At 70.8% G+C, this 15,023-nt stretch carries 13 protein-coding genes and 1 pseudogene; 10 read left to right on the plus strand and 4 right to left on the minus strand.

Features of this window, described 5'->3' with window-relative positions; all coding sequences use genetic code 11:
* Nucleotides 1-73: 73 nt before the first annotated feature.
* Both FHX80_RS13415 and FHX80_RS13420 read left to right on the plus strand, forming a co-directional pair.
* Nucleotides 74-1,519 (plus strand): flotillin family protein, encoded by a 1,446-nt coding sequence (locus tag FHX80_RS13415; protein WP_145764404.1) that lies wholly within the window; start codon nt 74-76, stop codon nt 1,517-1,519.
* Between the two features lie 212 nt (nt 1,520-1,731).
* A pseudogene (locus FHX80_RS13420) lies at nt 1,732-1,857 on the plus strand (SEC-C domain-containing protein); the annotation flags it as partial.
* Nucleotides 1,858-2,134: 277 nt separating this feature from the next.
* Here FHX80_RS13420 and FHX80_RS13425 read toward each other — a convergent pair.
* Nucleotides 2,135-2,896: an IclR family transcriptional regulator gene (locus FHX80_RS13425; protein ID WP_244318250.1), complete on the minus strand. Its 762-nt coding sequence runs from the start codon at nt 2,894-2,896 to the stop codon at nt 2,135-2,137.
* Between the two features lie 247 nt (nt 2,897-3,143).
* Between FHX80_RS13425 and FHX80_RS13430 the strand changes: the two genes are divergently transcribed.
* The 5 genes from FHX80_RS13430 to FHX80_RS13445 all read left to right on the plus strand — a co-directional run bounded on the left by FHX80_RS13430 (nt 3,144) and on the right by FHX80_RS13445 (nt 7,629).
* On the plus strand, nt 3,144-4,487 hold the full coding sequence (locus tag FHX80_RS13430) for an MFS transporter (protein ID WP_145764406.1): 1,344 nt from the start codon (nt 3,144-3,146) through the stop codon (nt 4,485-4,487).
* A gap of 76 nt (nt 4,488-4,563) precedes the next feature.
* Complete coding sequence (locus FHX80_RS13435; RefSeq protein WP_145764407.1) at nt 4,564-5,142, plus strand: nuclear transport factor 2 family protein; 579 nt, start codon at nt 4,564-4,566, stop codon at nt 5,140-5,142.
* A gap of 79 nt (nt 5,143-5,221) precedes the next feature.
* Nucleotides 5,222-5,377 (plus strand): hypothetical protein, encoded by a 156-nt coding sequence (locus FHX80_RS34690; protein ID WP_167523527.1) that lies wholly within the window; start codon nt 5,222-5,224, stop codon nt 5,375-5,377.
* 504 nt (nt 5,378-5,881) lie between these two features.
* Nucleotides 5,882-6,352: a cation:proton antiporter regulatory subunit gene (locus FHX80_RS13440; RefSeq protein ID WP_145764408.1), complete on the plus strand. Its 471-nt coding sequence runs from the start codon at nt 5,882-5,884 to the stop codon at nt 6,350-6,352.
* A 2-nt stretch (nt 6,353-6,354) separates the two neighbouring features.
* Nucleotides 6,355-7,629 (plus strand): cation:proton antiporter, encoded by a 1,275-nt coding sequence (locus tag FHX80_RS13445; RefSeq protein ID WP_145764409.1) that lies wholly within the window; start codon nt 6,355-6,357, stop codon nt 7,627-7,629.
* 4 nt (nt 7,630-7,633) lie between these two features.
* Here the strand turns inward: FHX80_RS13445 and FHX80_RS13450 are convergent, their stop codons facing one another.
* A complete protein-coding gene (locus FHX80_RS13450; protein WP_145764410.1) occupies nt 7,634-8,185 on the minus strand; it encodes a MarR family winged helix-turn-helix transcriptional regulator in 552 nt (183 codons plus the stop codon).
* 245 nt (nt 8,186-8,430) lie between these two features.
* On the opposite strand from FHX80_RS13450, the gene FHX80_RS13455 reads away from it, so the two are divergent.
* Entirely contained in the window at nt 8,431-9,039 is a 609-nt protein-coding gene (locus FHX80_RS13455; protein WP_244318251.1) for a nitroreductase family deazaflavin-dependent oxidoreductase, read from the plus strand.
* Between the two features lie 9 nt (nt 9,040-9,048).
* Here FHX80_RS13455 and FHX80_RS13460 read toward each other — a convergent pair whose 3' ends face one another.
* Together FHX80_RS13460 and FHX80_RS13465 are read right to left on the minus strand one after the other, a co-directional pair.
* A complete protein-coding gene (locus tag FHX80_RS13460) occupies nt 9,049-10,548 on the minus strand; it encodes an MFS transporter (protein WP_145764411.1) in 1,500 nt (499 codons plus the stop codon).
* Between the two features lie 127 nt (nt 10,549-10,675).
* Complete coding sequence (locus tag FHX80_RS13465; RefSeq protein WP_244318252.1) at nt 10,676-11,761, minus strand: PucR family transcriptional regulator; 1,086 nt, start codon at nt 11,759-11,761, stop codon at nt 10,676-10,678.
* A gap of 306 nt (nt 11,762-12,067) precedes the next feature.
* Between FHX80_RS13465 and FHX80_RS13470 the strand changes: the two genes are divergently transcribed.
* Together FHX80_RS13470 and FHX80_RS13475 are read left to right on the plus strand one after the other, a co-directional pair.
* Entirely contained in the window at nt 12,068-12,727 is a 660-nt protein-coding gene (locus FHX80_RS13470; protein ID WP_145764413.1) for a YbdD/YjiX family protein, read from the plus strand.
* Nucleotides 12,728-12,878: 151 nt separating this feature from the next.
* Nucleotides 12,879-14,993, plus strand: a complete 2,115-nt coding sequence (locus FHX80_RS13475; protein WP_145764414.1) for a flotillin family protein — start codon at nt 12,879-12,881, stop codon at nt 14,991-14,993.
* Nucleotides 14,994-15,023: the final 30 nt, after the last annotated feature.

A 15,023-nucleotide genomic window follows, 5' to 3' on the forward strand; every position in this document is an offset into this window, starting at 1 on the left:
GGCACGCCGGCCGGTCCATCACCACTCGCAACAGAACTGCCGTCCCCGTCGGGAGGCAGAGGGGGACACCCTTATGAGTCCAGTACTGCTCGCCATAGTCGGAGTCGTCGTACTCCTCGTCCTGCTGGCCCTCGTGGTCATCACCCGCTACAAGGTCGCCGGGCCCAGCGAGGCGTTCATCATCACCGGCCGCCGCGGCAAGAAATCCGTCGACCCGGTGACCGGGCGGGCCAGCATCGACAACAGTGGCCAGAAGGTCGTCGTCGGCGGCGGCGTCTTCGTCGTCCCGTTCGTCCAGCAGAAGTTCACCCTGGACCTGTCCAGCCGGCACATCCCGATCGCCGTGCGCGGGGCCGTCACGCTGCGCGGAGTCAAGTCCAACCTCGAAGGCGTCGCGATCGTCAAGGTCGGCGGCAGCGAGGACGCCATCCGGGCCGCGGCCCAGCGCTTCCTCCAGCAGCAGAACGGCATCGTCGGCTTCACCCAGGAAGTGCTCTCCGGCGCACTGCGCGCCATCGTCGGCCGGATGTCGGTCGAGGACATCATCCGCGACCGGGCCGCGTTCGCCGGCCAGGTGGCGGAGGAGGCCGAGGCCAGCCTGTCCGGGCAGGGCCTGATCCTGGACGCCTTCCAGATCCAGGACATCACCACCGAGGGCTCCTACCTGGAGGACCTCGGCCGCCCCGAGGCCGCCCGCGCCAAGCAGGAGGCCGACATCGCCGAGGCGATCGCCCGCCGCGCCTCGGAGCAGGCCCGGCTGAAGGCCGCCGAGGAAATCGCCATCGCCGAGCGGACGTTCTACCTCAAGCAGGCCGAGATCAAGGCCGAGACGGAAGCCGCCACCGCGCGGGCGAACGCCGCCGGCCCGCTCGCCGAGGCCGCCCGCCAGCAGGAAGTCCTCCAGGAGCAGGAGAAGGTAGCCGAGCGCCAGGCGGCACTGACCGACCGCGAGCTCGACACCAAGGTCCGCAAGCCCGCCGACGCCGCCCGCTACCAGGCGGAGCAGGAGGCGGAGGCCCGCCGCATCGCCCAGGTCAAGGAGGCCGAGGCGGACGCCGAACGCTCCCGCCTGACCGGTGAGGGCGAGAAGCTGCACCGCTCCGCACTCGCCGACGCCGTACGCATCGAGGGCGAGGCCGAGGGCGCCGCCATCGCCGCACGGGGTTCGGCCGAGGCCGAGGCCATGCAGAAGAAGGCGGACGCCTTCGCGCAGTACGGCGACGCGGCCGTACTCCAGATGCTCGTCGAAGCACTCCCGCACATCGTCGCCAAGGCGTCCGAGCCGCTGAGCGCCATCGACAAGCTGACCGTGATCTCGACGGACGGCGCGAGCCAGCTGTCCCGCACCGTCACGGACAACGTCGCCCAGGGCATGGAACTCCTCAGCTCCACCACGGGCGTCGACCTCGCCGCCCTCCTGAAGAACCTCAAGGGCGCGACCCCGAAGCCGGAGGCCCCGGCCCAGCCGGACGCGACCGCCGCCACCGCCCAGAACGGCAAGATCGAGGTCACGGACTGATCCGCCCCCTCAGCAACCCCCGCGCGTGCCCGGCCGGTGACACACAACCGCCCGGGCACGCGCACGTCCACGCCCAGCCCGCTGGATCGCACGGTGCGGTCATCGGCTCTGCCGGCCGTCGAACGCGGTAGGGCGTGGGCATATCCCCGCATGCGCGGGGAGCAGTTCACGGCGGTGTTCACCGCGCCGCCGGAGGTGGGTTCATCCCCGACGACGCCGACCTCCTCCCCCAGTACGCCACCACCCTGGCAGCCCGGGGCCGCGCCCTCCCCTGGCCTCCGCAGCGGTCGGCCACCTGCTGGTGCGGCTCGGGCCGCACGTACGGGGAGTGCCACGGCGCGTGGGCGACGGCGGTCGGGGCGACGGCCCCGCCCCGACCGGCAAAGAACCCGGCGACCGTCGTGAGGGATCGGACCCGGGGCTGTCCCGTCATCCGCGGTGGACCGGCGCGCGGCGCGCGGCGCCGGATGCGGTGCATCGCCAGGCGCAGGAGCGTCCGCGTACGTCCGCGTACGTCCGCGTACGTCCGCGTACCGGGTGTACGCGGACGCTCCGACCGCGCGGCGATGTGCCGTGGCCGGCGTCGCGCGCCCGCCGGGGGTGACGGGGCAGCCCTCAGTGCTGGAGCTTCGAGGTGAGTTTCGCCTGCATCTTCTGTGTCGCCTGGCGCAGGGCTTGGGTGAGTGCCGTCTCCGACGGGGTGGAAGGGTCGTCGCGTGTGAAGCACAGTCGCGCTTGCGGCCCTGAGATGGTGATGGCGATGGGCGGGTACCCCTGCGGGGTGGGGAGCGTCTGCGCGAGTGCCGCGATGCCGGGTTGGGTCTCCTCGATGTTGCGCGCGTAGCCGCGCTGCCGGACGTGCTCCAGCTCCGTTTCGAGGGCCGTGCGGGTCGGGGTGATCGTCTTCGCCCCGTGCGGGAGTGGTTCGTTCGGGTAGATCCGGCGGAGCTGGTCGGTCGTGAGGGTGGCGAGGAGCGCTCGCCCGCAGGCCGCGATGTGCGCGGGAAGGATCGTTCCCGCTCTGGCTTCGATGCGCATGTGGTGCTGCGAGGCGATGCCGTAGATGTAGCGGACCGCCTGCCCTTCGAGAACCGCGAATTCCACTGTCTCGCCGGTTGCCGCCTGCAGTTCGAGCAGGTCGTCCTGGACGAGGTGGGTGAAGTCCGTGTCGGCGTGGGCGGGGCGGGCGCTGGTCATGGCCGGGCCGAGGCGGTAGCCGGGGCCGTCGAGGGAGCGGCGCATGAAGCCGTGGGCCTCGAGGGTGGCCAGGAGCCGATGGGCGACGGAGGTCCCCACACCCAGTTCACCGGCGGCACGGGCGAGGGTGACGACCGGCTCCCGCTGGGCCAGTGCCAGCAGCCGAAGTGCTCTGTCCACGGTCTGGAGAGTATTCACGAGCGAACCATCCCACATACAGGGAATGATTGACTAGCTAATCCCTCATAGTGAATGCTCTCGCCATTCGCAGATGAACGCACACCGAACGGGTGTCGTGCGTGGTGCGGACTACTGGGCGCGAGAACACCCCTCTACGCGCCCGTGGCGTAAGTGGCCGTAGAGGCGTGAACCGCCCGTGAGTTCGAGTGACGTGCCGCGCAGTGAACACACCAAGGAAGGTGGAGCGATGAGAGCCAGTGAACTCGACGAGCAGGTCGAAACAGGTCAGCCGGTTGCGGCATCGGGGGGTGCGGAGGACGGGAGCGGGACGCCCGCCGCCCGGCGGGCGGTCGTCAGCGGCGCGCTGGGTTCCGCGCTGGAGTGGTTCGACTTCTCCGTGTACGGCGCGTTGTCGGCCACGGTGTTCCCACAGCTGTTCTTCCCCGAGCTTGCGCCGGGTACCGCGCTGCTGGCCTCGTTCGCGACCTTCGGCGTCGGACTGGTGGCACGGCCCCTGGGCGGCCTCCTGTTCGGCAGGCTGGGCGACAGACTCGGTCGCCGGAACGTCCTCATGGTCACACTGCTGCTCATGGGCGTCGCATCGGTGCTGATCGGCCTGCTTCCGACCTACGCCAGTGTGGGCATCCTGGCTCCGGCCGCGCTGGTGACCCTGCGCTTCCTGCAGGGCTTCGCCCTGGGGGGCGAACTGACCGGGTCACAGCTCATGGTGATGGAGCACTCGCCGAACCGACGTCGCGGTATCGCGGGTGCCCTGATGTCGGTGGGATCACCGATCAGTCAGGTGCTCGCCACCCTCTCGCTGACCGGCCTCGCGGCGTGGCTCACCGAGGAGCAGTTCAACGGCTGGGGCTGGCGGGTGCCCTTCCTGATGAGTGTGGCGCTCATCGCCGTCGGCTACTACATCCGGCACCGCGTCGAGGAGACACCGGCCTTCCTCGCCAGCGAGGGCAAGAGCGAGCAGCCGGCCCGCGGACTGCTGAAGCAGCACCGGAAGACGGTCACGCTGCTGGTGCTCGCCTGGGCCGCGCCGGGGGCGCTCTACTACATCATGGTCACCTTCGCCACCAGCTACCTCACGGGCGAGCTCGGATTCGACAAGAGCTCCACGTTCGGGCTGATGGTCGTCGCGAACACGATCTCCATCGGGGCGAGCCTGCTCGGCGGCTGGAGCAGCGACCGGATCGGCCGCAAGCGCGTCCTGTTCACCGGCCTCGCCATCCTGCTGGCCTTCCTCATCCCCTTCTTCCTGATCCTGAACACGGGCAACTGGTGGATGGCCGCGCTCGCCATCACGGGCGCGCTGTGCGGCGTGCAGTTCATGACGGGCTGCCAGGGCGCCTTCTACGCCGAGGCACTGCCGACCCCGATCCGGTACACCGGCTCGGCCCTCGGCCTCACCTGCGGAAACATGATCTTCGCCGCGCCGGCCCCGTTCCTCGCGACCTGGCTGATGCAGAGCTCGGACAACGGAACGGCACTGGTCACCGGCTACGGGCTCCTCACGATCCTGGTGTCCGCCGTCGCCATCCGCCTGCTCCCGGACCGTACCGGCCGTCAGCTCGAGGCGTGACGGGGTCCGCACCCCGCCGCCGTACCCGCTCCGGCGTTCCCCTACGTGCCTGCCCCCCACCCGAGAGAGAGAAGCAATGACTGACGATGTGGCTCGCGCCGACAGCGTGGTGACCGAGGAGGACCTTCGCCTCCTGAGGGAACTGAAGGTCAAGGACCGGCTGCACGACCTCGAGGTCGCCTACTGCCGCGGGATCGACCGGCGTGACGCCCCGCTGCTGAAATCGATCTACTTCGAGGACGCCTTCGTCCGCCTGGGCGACATGAAGGAAGGCGGGGTGGACGAATGGGTGAACTGGATCATCGATGAGTTCAAGCCCCGGTTCGAGAACACCACCCACTACCTGCTGAACGAGTGGTACAAGGTGGACGGCAAGACCGCCGAGGGGGAGACCCACCGCCTCTCGTACCACCGGTTCGGTGACCCGTCACGCGAACTGATCGCCGCCAGCCGCACGTTCAACCGGTACGAGGAACGGGACGGCGTCTGGAAGATCACCTTCCGCGAGGTGATCCGGGACTGGATCCACGAACGCCCCGTGGACCGGGACCTGTTCACCGGTGGGTTCGCCATGGAGATGAGCGAGCCCGGCCCCGCGGACAAGAGCTACGAGGTGCTCTCGATGTTCGGCCGCGGCCCGCTGCGGTCCGAGTGACCCCCTGTCCCGTGCCCGGCCACGGACCCGCCGCCGGCCACGGGACGAGCTCCGCGCCCGCGGGGCGACCCGCAACGCCGTGAGCACCGATGACCTCGCCCATGCGGGCGAGGTCATCGGCTTTCCGGCCACCGGAACAGGAGACACGGCGCTGGTGCGGTTCGGCCCCAGCGCCTTTCCGACCCTCCCAGCAACGCTGGTCTACTCGGTGACCATCAATCGATCACTCGGGTAGGTACGCCCTCCGCGTTCCGCAAGGCACCCCTCCCGAGGCCGAACCACAGGTCCTGAGCATTGCTCGAGGACGGCGCGCTGTGCTCCATTCGGTAAGCAGCCAGGGGCTATTCGGTGTTGCAGTGCAGGCGTCGCCCGCCGCTTGGGGTTCATCCCCGCGTGTGCGGGGAGCAGGTTTCGACGCCGCGGCGGGCCTTCTTGACCCGGGGTTCATCCCCGCATGCACGGGGAGCAGACTGCCTGACCTCGGGTCCTTTCGAGGCATCCTGCCATTTTGAAGCAGCTTCGCGAAGTCCGGCATATACCGGCAAATCCCACACCATCGGCTTCAGCCCCTCGCCTGCCCCGGCCAGACCCAGCACACCTTCACCCCACCACCTCACCCCTCACCGAAGGGCGAAAGTTCCACACATACAAGACGGCGGGGGCCTCCGGATAGGGTAATGAGGAGCTAAAGAGATCATCAAGTGCATCACCGCACACCACCACTCCTCCGGAGGAAGCCATGGGAACCCACCGCACCACGCTGCCCGGAGTCGGAGTGCAGTACGACTACACGACCGAGTCGGGCCAGCACATCTCCGTCGTCGTGCACTACGACGGGCGCCGGTTCATCGGGTTCTACGACCAGGACGATCCTGATTCGTGCACGCTCTCCGTACCCCTGACTCCACAGGAAGCGACCGGGCTCGCCCACCTCATCGACGCCGCGCCGATCGACGCCGTACGGACCGAGGGCATTGATCTGGTCACCGAGCACATACCGCTCGGGACGCGTTCCCCGTACGGCGGCCGGCTGCTCGCGGACACCCGGGCTCGGACCCGGACCGGGGCGTCGATCGTGGCGGTTCTGCGTACGCACAGTGCGCATCCGTCACCTGGGCCGGACTTCCGGCTGGCCATCGGGGACACACTCGTCGCCGTCGGTACCCGCGAGGGCGTGGACGCGCTCTCCGAAATCATTGCGGAGGGCTGACCGTGCACGACACGACCGCACTGCTGGTGGAGCTCGGCTCCGTCATTCTGGGGCTGGGCATCATCGGGCGGTTCGCCGGGCGAATAGGGCTCTCGCCGATCCCCCTCTATCTGCTGGCCGGGCTCGCGTTCGGGGACGGCGGGCTGCTGCCGCTCGGGGCCAGCGAGGAGTTCACCGCCGTCGGCGCCGAGATCGGTGTCATCCTGCTGCTGCTCCTGCTGGGGCTGGAGTACAGCGCCAGTGAGCTTGTCACCAGTCTGAAGACGCAATACCCGTCCGGGGCCGTGGACTTCGTGCTCAACGCGACGCCGGGGGCCGTCGCCGCACTGCTGCTCGGGTGGGGCCCCGTGGGGGCCGTGGCGCTGGCCGGGGTCACCTGGATCTCGTCGTCCGGGGTGATCGCCAAGGTCATGGCCGACCTGGGGCGGCTCGGTAACCGGGAGACGCCCGTCATCCTCGGGGTCCTGGTCATCGAGGACCTTTCGATGGCCGTCTATCTGCCGCTGCTCACCGCGATGCTCGCGGGCGTGGGCTTCGCCGGAGGCAGCATCGCACTGCTCGTCGCGCTCGGCACCGTCGGGTTCGTGCTCTATCTCGCGCTGCGGCACGGGCGGCTGATCAGCCGGGCCGTGTCCTCCGACAATCCGGAGATGCTGCTGCTCGTCGTGCTCGGGCTGACCGTCCTGGTCGCCGGGGTGGCCCAGCAGTTGCAGGTCTCCGCGGCCGTCGGAGCGTTCCTCGTCGGCATCGCGCTCTCCGGAGAGGTCGCGGAGGGGGCGCGCAAGCTGCTGACGCCGTTGCGGGATCTCTTCGCCGCCGTCTTCTTCGTGTTCTTCGGGCTCTCCACCGATCCCACGCAGATCCCGCCGGTGCTGCTCCCGGCCGCGCTGCTGGCCGTCGTCACCGTCTTCACCAAGATCGCCACCGGCTGGTACGCGGCCCGGCGGGCCGGTATCGGATCGCGCGGGCGCTGGCGGGCCGGCGGCACGCTCGTCGCGCGCGGCGAGTTCTCCATCGTCATCGCCGGTCTGGCCGTGGCGACCGAGCCCCGCATCGGCCCCATCGCCACCGCGTACGTCCTGATCCTCGTCATCGTCGGCCCGCTCACCGCGCGCTGGACCCAGCCCGCCGTCGCGAAGATCCAGGAGTGGCGCGGCAAGGACGACCGGGCGGCCACCCGGACCGGTAACGGCAGCGGCAGCGACGGTGGCAGTGGCGCTGTTCCTGCCGCCCGGGTGCCCTCGTCGCAGGAGGAGTTGGCTCCGACCGCCGACTGAACCGTCAGCCGTCCTGGGGGGCGGCGGGGTCGGGTGCCCAGCCCAAGGGGTACGCGTCCGCGCCGCCCCCGGACACGTCCGGCTCACCGCCCGCCGCGGCGAACGCCGTCAGCGCCTCGATCAGGGCGGACCGTTGCTCCGGCGCGAGGCGTTCGACGATCGAGGCGACCTCCCGGCGGCGGCCGGCCGTGACGTCCTCGACCAGTTGGAGCCCCTCGGGGGTCACCCGCAGCGCCGTCTCCCGGCGGTTGGCCGGGTTGATCTGCCGTTCGGCCAGACCGGCGACGATCAGCCGGTCGAGCATGCGCATCGCGGTCGACGGATTGACGCCCAGCCGTTCGGCGAGCGAGACCAGCTTGGCGTCCCCGTGCGTGGCGAGGACCACGAGCAGCCGGAACTGCGGCAGCGTCACCCGGTCCTCGAACGCCGCCAATGACCGCGCGGAGACGGCCACCAGCAGCCTCGACGCCGTCAGCACCGCCCGTGTCACCGCATCGACGTCGTCCCTGCCCTGGGCAGACGGTCGTTCCTCAGATGCCTGTTCGTGCGCGGCCATGCCTCTTTGTACCGTGCCGGGGGGTGGTGCCCTCACCCGGGCCGGGCCGGGTCAGTCCGGGCCGGGCCGGGTCAGTCCGGGCCGGGCCGGGTCGGGCCGGAACACGAAGCGCCGAACCCGGCACCGGCCCCGCGGCGTGCGAACCTGCGGGTGTGCAGACCTGCGCACGCCCGCAGACCCGCGGGGGTGCAGGCCTGCGGCGTGCGACGGTGGCGTACATCTTTGGTTTGTGCAACGTTTGCACTGTGACGCATCCATCCGCAGCTTCGTCCGACCCCAGGCCCCCGGCCGCACCGGTCACCCAGGTCACCCCCGTCACCTCCGTCACCCCGACCGCGCCAGCAGCGGCGACCGCCCCGACCGCGCCAGCAGCGCCGTCCGGCTGGCGGCGTACCGTCGTCCGGCTGCCCGTCCATATGTTCCGGGCGGGGCTCGGGCCGCTGTTCCGGGGGCGCCTGCTGCTCCTCGTCCACACCGGGCGCGCCTCGGGGCAGCCGCGCCGGACCGTCGTCGAGGTCGTCGAGGCCGCGATGGTGGACGGCCGGCGGAGCTGGACGGTGGCGTCCGGGTTCGGGCCCGCCGCCGACTGGTACCGCAATCTGCAACGTACGCCGCAGGCCACCGTTCAGGTCGGCCGCCGGTTCCACGCGGTGACGGCGGCCGAGCTGCCGGCCGAGGAGGGCGGCGAGCTGATGGTGCGGTACGCACCCCGCCACCCCCGGGTCGCGCGGCGGCTCTGCGCGTACCTGGGGTTCGCGGTCGACGGCAGCGCGGAGGGCTACTGGACCGTGGGCGAGTCCCTTGCGTTCGTACGCCTGACGGAGGGCGCCCGGACCGCCGGGAACGATCGCTGAGCGCGGCGGTCAGGCCCGTACGGTGGCGGGTTCCTCCGCCGTCAGGCGGGGCTGTGGCACGCCCCTGCGGTAGAGGGTCCCCGTGACCAGCAGTCCGACGACGAAGAAGCCCGCGGACCACCAGTACGCGGTGGAGTAGCTCTCCAACTGGGCCTGGGCGACGGCGGCCGGGGTAGGCCGGCGGCCGGCCAGGTAGTCGGCGGCCGCGCTCGTGGCGAGGGTGTTCAGCAGCGCCGTACCGATGGAACCGCCCACCTGCTGGCTGGTGCTGACCATCGCCGAGGCCACTCCGGCGTCCCGGGCGGCGACCCCGGCGGTCGCCAGGTTCATCGCGGTGGCGAAGACCATGCCCAGCCCCAGCCCCAGGCAGATCAGCGGGGGCAGCACATGGGCGAAATAGGTGCTGTTCAGGTCCAGGGTGGTCAGCCACGCCATGGCGGCCGCCGCGAGGCCCATGCCGAACGGCACGATCGGTTTGGCGCCGATCCTCGGCACCAGCAGGTTGGTCGTCGTCATGGACGTCACGATCATGACGACGACCATCGGCAGGAACGCCAGACCGGTGCTGACCGGCGAGTAGAACAGGCTCTTCTGCAGGAAGTACGTGAGGAACAGGAACACCCCGAACATGCCGCCGCCGGAGATGAACATCCCGATGAACGACGCGGCGCGGTTCCGGTCGAGCACCACCCGCATCGGCAGCAGCGGATGCGCGGCCCTGGTCTGCCACCGGGCGAACGCCGACACGAGCACCGCACCGGCCACCAGGAATCCCCAGGTGTCGGGTGAGCTCCATGGATGTGTCTCGGCCCTGGAGAAGCCGAACACGATGCAGAACAGTCCGGCCGAGACGAGGACAGCCCCCGGGACGTCGAGCTTCGGGCGGTCGGCGGGCGCACCGGCAATGAGCAGGCGCCGGCCGCCGGTGAAGGCGACGAACGCGAACAGCAGGTTCACGTACAGGCACCAGCGCCAGTCCAGGTACTCGGTGAGCACCCCGCCGAGCAGCAGGCCCACCGCGCCGCCCGTGCCGGCGATGGCCCCGTAGATCCCGAAGGCCTTCGCCCGCTCCTTCGGGACGGTGAACGTCGTGGTGAGCAGGGAGAGCGCGGCCGGGGCCAGCAGTGCGGCGAACATGCCCTGGAGGGCGCGGGCCATGACCAGGATCTCGAAACCCGGGGCGGCGCCGCCGATTGCCGAGGCCACCGCGAAGCCGACCAGTCCGGTCAGGAACACCACCCGGCGGCCGACCAGGTCGGCGATCCGGCCGCCGAACAGCAGCAGCGAGCCGAAGGCCAGGGCGTACGCCGTCACGATCCACTGGCGGTTCCCGTCGCTGAAGCCGAGGTCCTGCTGGGCGGAGGGCAGCGCGATGTTCACGATGGTCGCGTCGAGTACCACCATCAGCTGGGCGAGCCCGATCACCCCCAGCACCCACCACCGGCGGGACGGGCCGCGTTCGTCCGCGGTCCTGGCCGTTTTCCGTGGCTGCCGCGCGTGTCGGGCCATGGTGCGGATCTCCCTCATTGCGCACGCCGCCGGAGTCCCCCGACTGGTCACGCTAGGCGGCCGTCGGCCTCCCCGCATGCGGGGCGTGGCACCGGGGCCGGCACAAGGAGGGCGCGATCCGCGCGGCTCACAGCTCCTTCGCGGGCCAGTCCATCAGCCGGGCCCCGATCACCGCCGTCTGCAGGGTGTAGCGGTGCATCGGGTCGGACGGGTCGGAGCCGGTCAGCTGGTGTATCCGCTCCAGCCGGTAGGTCAGGGCGCGCACGCTCAGCGCCAGCCGGCGGGCCGTCTCGGCCGCGACGCAGCCGGACTCGAAGTACACGGACAGCGTCTTGAGCAGCGGTTCCGCGCCGCCGCGCGCCTGCTGGAGCGGGCCGAGTTCGCTGCGCACCAGATCGGACATCGCCTGCCGGTCCCGGGTCAGCACCGGGTAGACCAGCAGATCGGCGGAGTACAGCACCGGATCGTCCAGGTCCATCCGGTCGGCCAGATCGATCGCGTCGAGCGCCTCGTCGTAGGACTGGACGACACCGCCGGGGCCCCGGTGGGCGCGGCCGACGGCGACCCGGCCGCCGTCCGTCGCCGCGTGTGCCTGCTTGGCGAAGTACCTCAGGACGTCGGGCTGGTGGCCCGGTGCGATGCAGATCAGCCGTCCGTCCTTCGTCGTGATGAGGATCTTGCGGCCGCTGAACCGGGCCATCAGCGCCGCCTCCACCTGCCGCGGCACGGCGTCCGTCTCGGTGTAGGCCTCGGGGCCCGCGGCCACCGCCACCGCGTGGGCGCGGGAGAGCCGCAGCCCGAAACGGGTGGCGCGCTCGGCGAGCCGGCCCAGGTCGCTGCGCCCGTACAGCAGATCGTCGATGAACTCCCGGCGGGCCGCCTCCTCCCGCCGCACGGTGAGCCGCTGCGCCCGCTCGAAGCCCTCGGCGAACGCGTCGACCGCCTGTTCCGCGGCGGACAGCACGCTCTCGGTCACGGCGGCCACGGCGGCCGGCGTGGCGCCGGGGGCGGCGGTCGGCCAGGCGGTGCGGGTCAGGGCCAGGTGCATGCGGACCAGGGCGCGCAGTTGGTGTCCGGCCTCGGCGGCCTGCCTGCCCAGGGCACGCCGGACCTCCAGCTCCTCCCGGGTAAGCCGGCGTCCGGTGACGGCGACCTCGCCCAGGATGCGGGCGTAGCCCTCCAGAAAGCTTTCGGAAATCTCCGGCTCAGGCACGTGCCCGCCTCCCGTTTCTGATTCGTTGCTGACTTTTACACAACGCATATGTCCCGGTGCCGGTGCCCGGCATCGAGGGCGGGGAAAGATTGCCGGATTCCGGCAGTGCGACAGCCCGGTCCGGAGTGACACGATCCTGTCAGCACCAACCGGGGGGCCACGGGGGAATCACGGGGGTGCACGGGGGGCGGGGGAAGACCCGGCTGCTGCGGTGCCGCTCACGGCGGTACGGCGGCAGCCAGGTCATCGCCGGTCCGCGCGCAGGCGCCGGCAGTGCTGTCGGCCGGACGGCAGGGGGTGGAACCGATGCAGGAGTTCCTGACGGCGACGTTGTCCTTCCCAGCCGTTCTGTTCGCCGCGGCGCTGGTCGTCGTGATCGCCTTCTGGCTGCTCGTCCTGGTCGGCGCGGCCGACCACCACTCCTTCGACACGGACCTCGACACCGACCTGGCCGGGGTCGGCGGTGTGCCGGTCTCCGTGTCTGTGTCCGTCATGGTGGCCATCGCCTGGTTCACCTCGCTGACCGGTTCGGTCCTGCTGCACCGCAGTACCACCACCGGCACCACCCGGGCCGCGCTCGCCTTCGGCATCCTCGCCGGCGCGCTGCTGATCGCCTGGGCCGTGGTGCGGGTACTGGTGCACCACTACCGCCGCTTCTTCCCGGACCAGCCGCCGCCATCCCGCCAGGACTTCCTGGGCCGGGTCTGCACGGTCCGTACCGGCACGGTCGGTTCGGACTTCGGCCAGGCCGAGGTCGCCGCGGCCGACGGGTCCACCGCGATCGTCCAGGTGCGGCAGTTGCGGCCGGACGACACGGAGCTCACCGCGGGGAGTTCGGGACTGCTGTACGCGTACGACGACGAGGGCGAGTTCTTCTGGGTGTCGCCGTACGACAGGGCGCTCGACCCGGGACCGCCGAAGCCGCCGCCCACGCAACGGCGTGCGGCTCCCGGCCACACCGCCTGAGCCCCGCGGCCCAGCCGCACCACAACCGCACCGCCGCGCGCGGCACCGGTCCGCACCGCCCCGCCCCGCCCGGCTACGGCGTGGCGCCCGGACGGGGCGCCGTGCCCCCTGAACCTCTCATTTTCCGTACCACCAGCCGCCAAGGACTGTCATGGAAGCCATCTCCTTGGGCCTCGGCCTGCTCATCGCCGTGGTCCTGCTCATCGCGATCGCCCTGCTTGTGATCGTCACCCGGCTCTTCCGCAAGGTGGAGCAGGGCAAGGCCCTGATCATCTCCAAGACCAAGAAGGTCGATGTGACCTTCACCGGTGCCGTCGTCCTGCCGGTGCTGCACAAGGCCGAGTCCATGGACATCTCGGTGAAGACCATCGAGATCCGGCGCACCGGGCGCGAGGGCCTGATCTGCCAGGACAACATCCGCGCCGACATCCACATCACGTTCTTCGTACGGGTCAACAAGACCGTCGAGGACGTCATCAAGGTCGCCCAGGCCATCGGGACGGAACGGGCCAGCGACAAGGTCGCGATCCAGGAGTTCTTCGCCGCGAAGTTCTCCGAGGCGCTGAAGACCGTCGGCAAGCAGCTGGACTTCGTCGATCTGTACACCAAGCGCGAGGAGTTCCGGGACCGGATCATCCGCGTCATCGGCACCGATCTGAACGGCTACCACCTCGACGACGCCGCGATCGACTTCCTCGAGCAGACGCCGATGGTGCAGCTGGACGGCGCCAACATCCTTGACGCACAGGGCATTCGGAAGATCACCGAGCTGACCGCGATCGAGCACGTGCGGACCAACGAGTTCCAGCGCACCGAGCAGAAGGAGATCACCCGGCAGGACGTCGACGCGCGGGAGACCATCCTGGAGCTGGAACGCCGCCAGGCCGAGGCCGAGATCAAGCAGCGCCGCGAGGTCGAGACGCTGCGGGCCCGTGAGGAGGCGGTGACCGCCCGGGTCCAGGAGGAGGAACGCCTCGGTGCGCAGAGCGCGTTCATCCGGACCGAGGAGCAGCTCGGCATCCAGCGGGAGAACCAGGCGCGGGAGATCGCCGTCGCGCAGAAGAACCGTGAGCGTGTCATCGCGGTGGAGAACGAGCGCATCGAGAAGGACCGGATGATCGAGGTCATCGGGCGCGAGCGGCAGACCGAGCTCAACCGGATCGCCGCGACGAAGGAGGTCGAGGCCGAGCGCCGCGAGGTCGCCGATGTGATCCGGGAGCGGATCGCGGTGGACCGTACGGTCGCCGAGCAGGAGGAGTCCATCAAGACGCTGCGGTCGGTCGAGGAGTCCGAGCGCACCCGCAAGTCGGTGATCATCGCCGCCGAGGCGGAGGCCCAGGAACTGTTGGTCAAGGACATCAAGGCCGCGGAGGCCGCCGAGGCCTCGGCAGTCCACCGGGCGGCCGAGCAGCTGACGCTCGCCGAGGCCCGGCTGAAGACCGCGGACCTGGACGCCCGCGCGAAGCTGCGGCTCGCCGAGGGCGTCCAGGCGGAGTCGGCCGCGGCCGGCCTCGCGGAGATACAGGTGCGGGACGCGGCGGCCGAGGTCATCGAGAAGACCGGCCTGGCCGAGGCCGAGGCCACGTCCGCCCGGCTCAGGGCCGAGGCGGAGGGCTCCAGGCTCAAGGCGCTGGCGGCGGCGGAGGGTACGCAGGCCCAGGCGACGGCCGACGCGGCGGTGATCGGCGAGATGCTGAAGGCCGAGGCGGCGGGGCTCACGGAGAAGGCGGCCGCGATGGCGGCGCTGGACGACGCCTCGCGCGGCCACGAGGAGTACCGGCTGCGGCTGGCGGCGGAGAAGGAGATCCGGCTCGCCGGGCTGGATGTGCAGCGGCAGGTCGCCGAGGCGCAGGCGACGATCGTGTCCGCGGGGCTGGAGAACGCCGACATCGACATCGTCGGCGGGGAGTCGGTCTTCTTCGACCGGCTGGTCTCGTCCATCTCCATGGGCAAGAGCCTCGACGGCTTCGTCGAGAGCTCGGACACGGCGAAGGCGCTCGCGGGGCCGTGGCTGAACGGCACGTCGTCGTTCACGGACGATCTGACGCGGGTGCTGGGGTCGCTGTCGTCGGGTGATGTGCAGAACCTGACGGTGTCGGCGCTGCTGACGCGGATGATGGGCACGCCGGGGATGGGCGGAGCGGGAGCGGACCAGGTCCGCAAGCTCCTGGACCACGCGCGTGCGCTGGGCCTCGCGGACCTGCGCCTGAACGAGGTCCCGGTCGCGTCGCCGGTCCCGGCCCGCAACGGTACGCCGGTGGCGTAGCCGGGTGCGTCGCCCGGGGCCCCTCCGGAG

Origin of the sequence: Streptomyces brevispora (assembly GCF_007829885.1) — a bacterium.
GTDB classification, from domain to species: Bacteria; Actinomycetota; Actinomycetes; order Streptomycetales; family Streptomycetaceae; genus Streptomyces; species Streptomyces brevispora.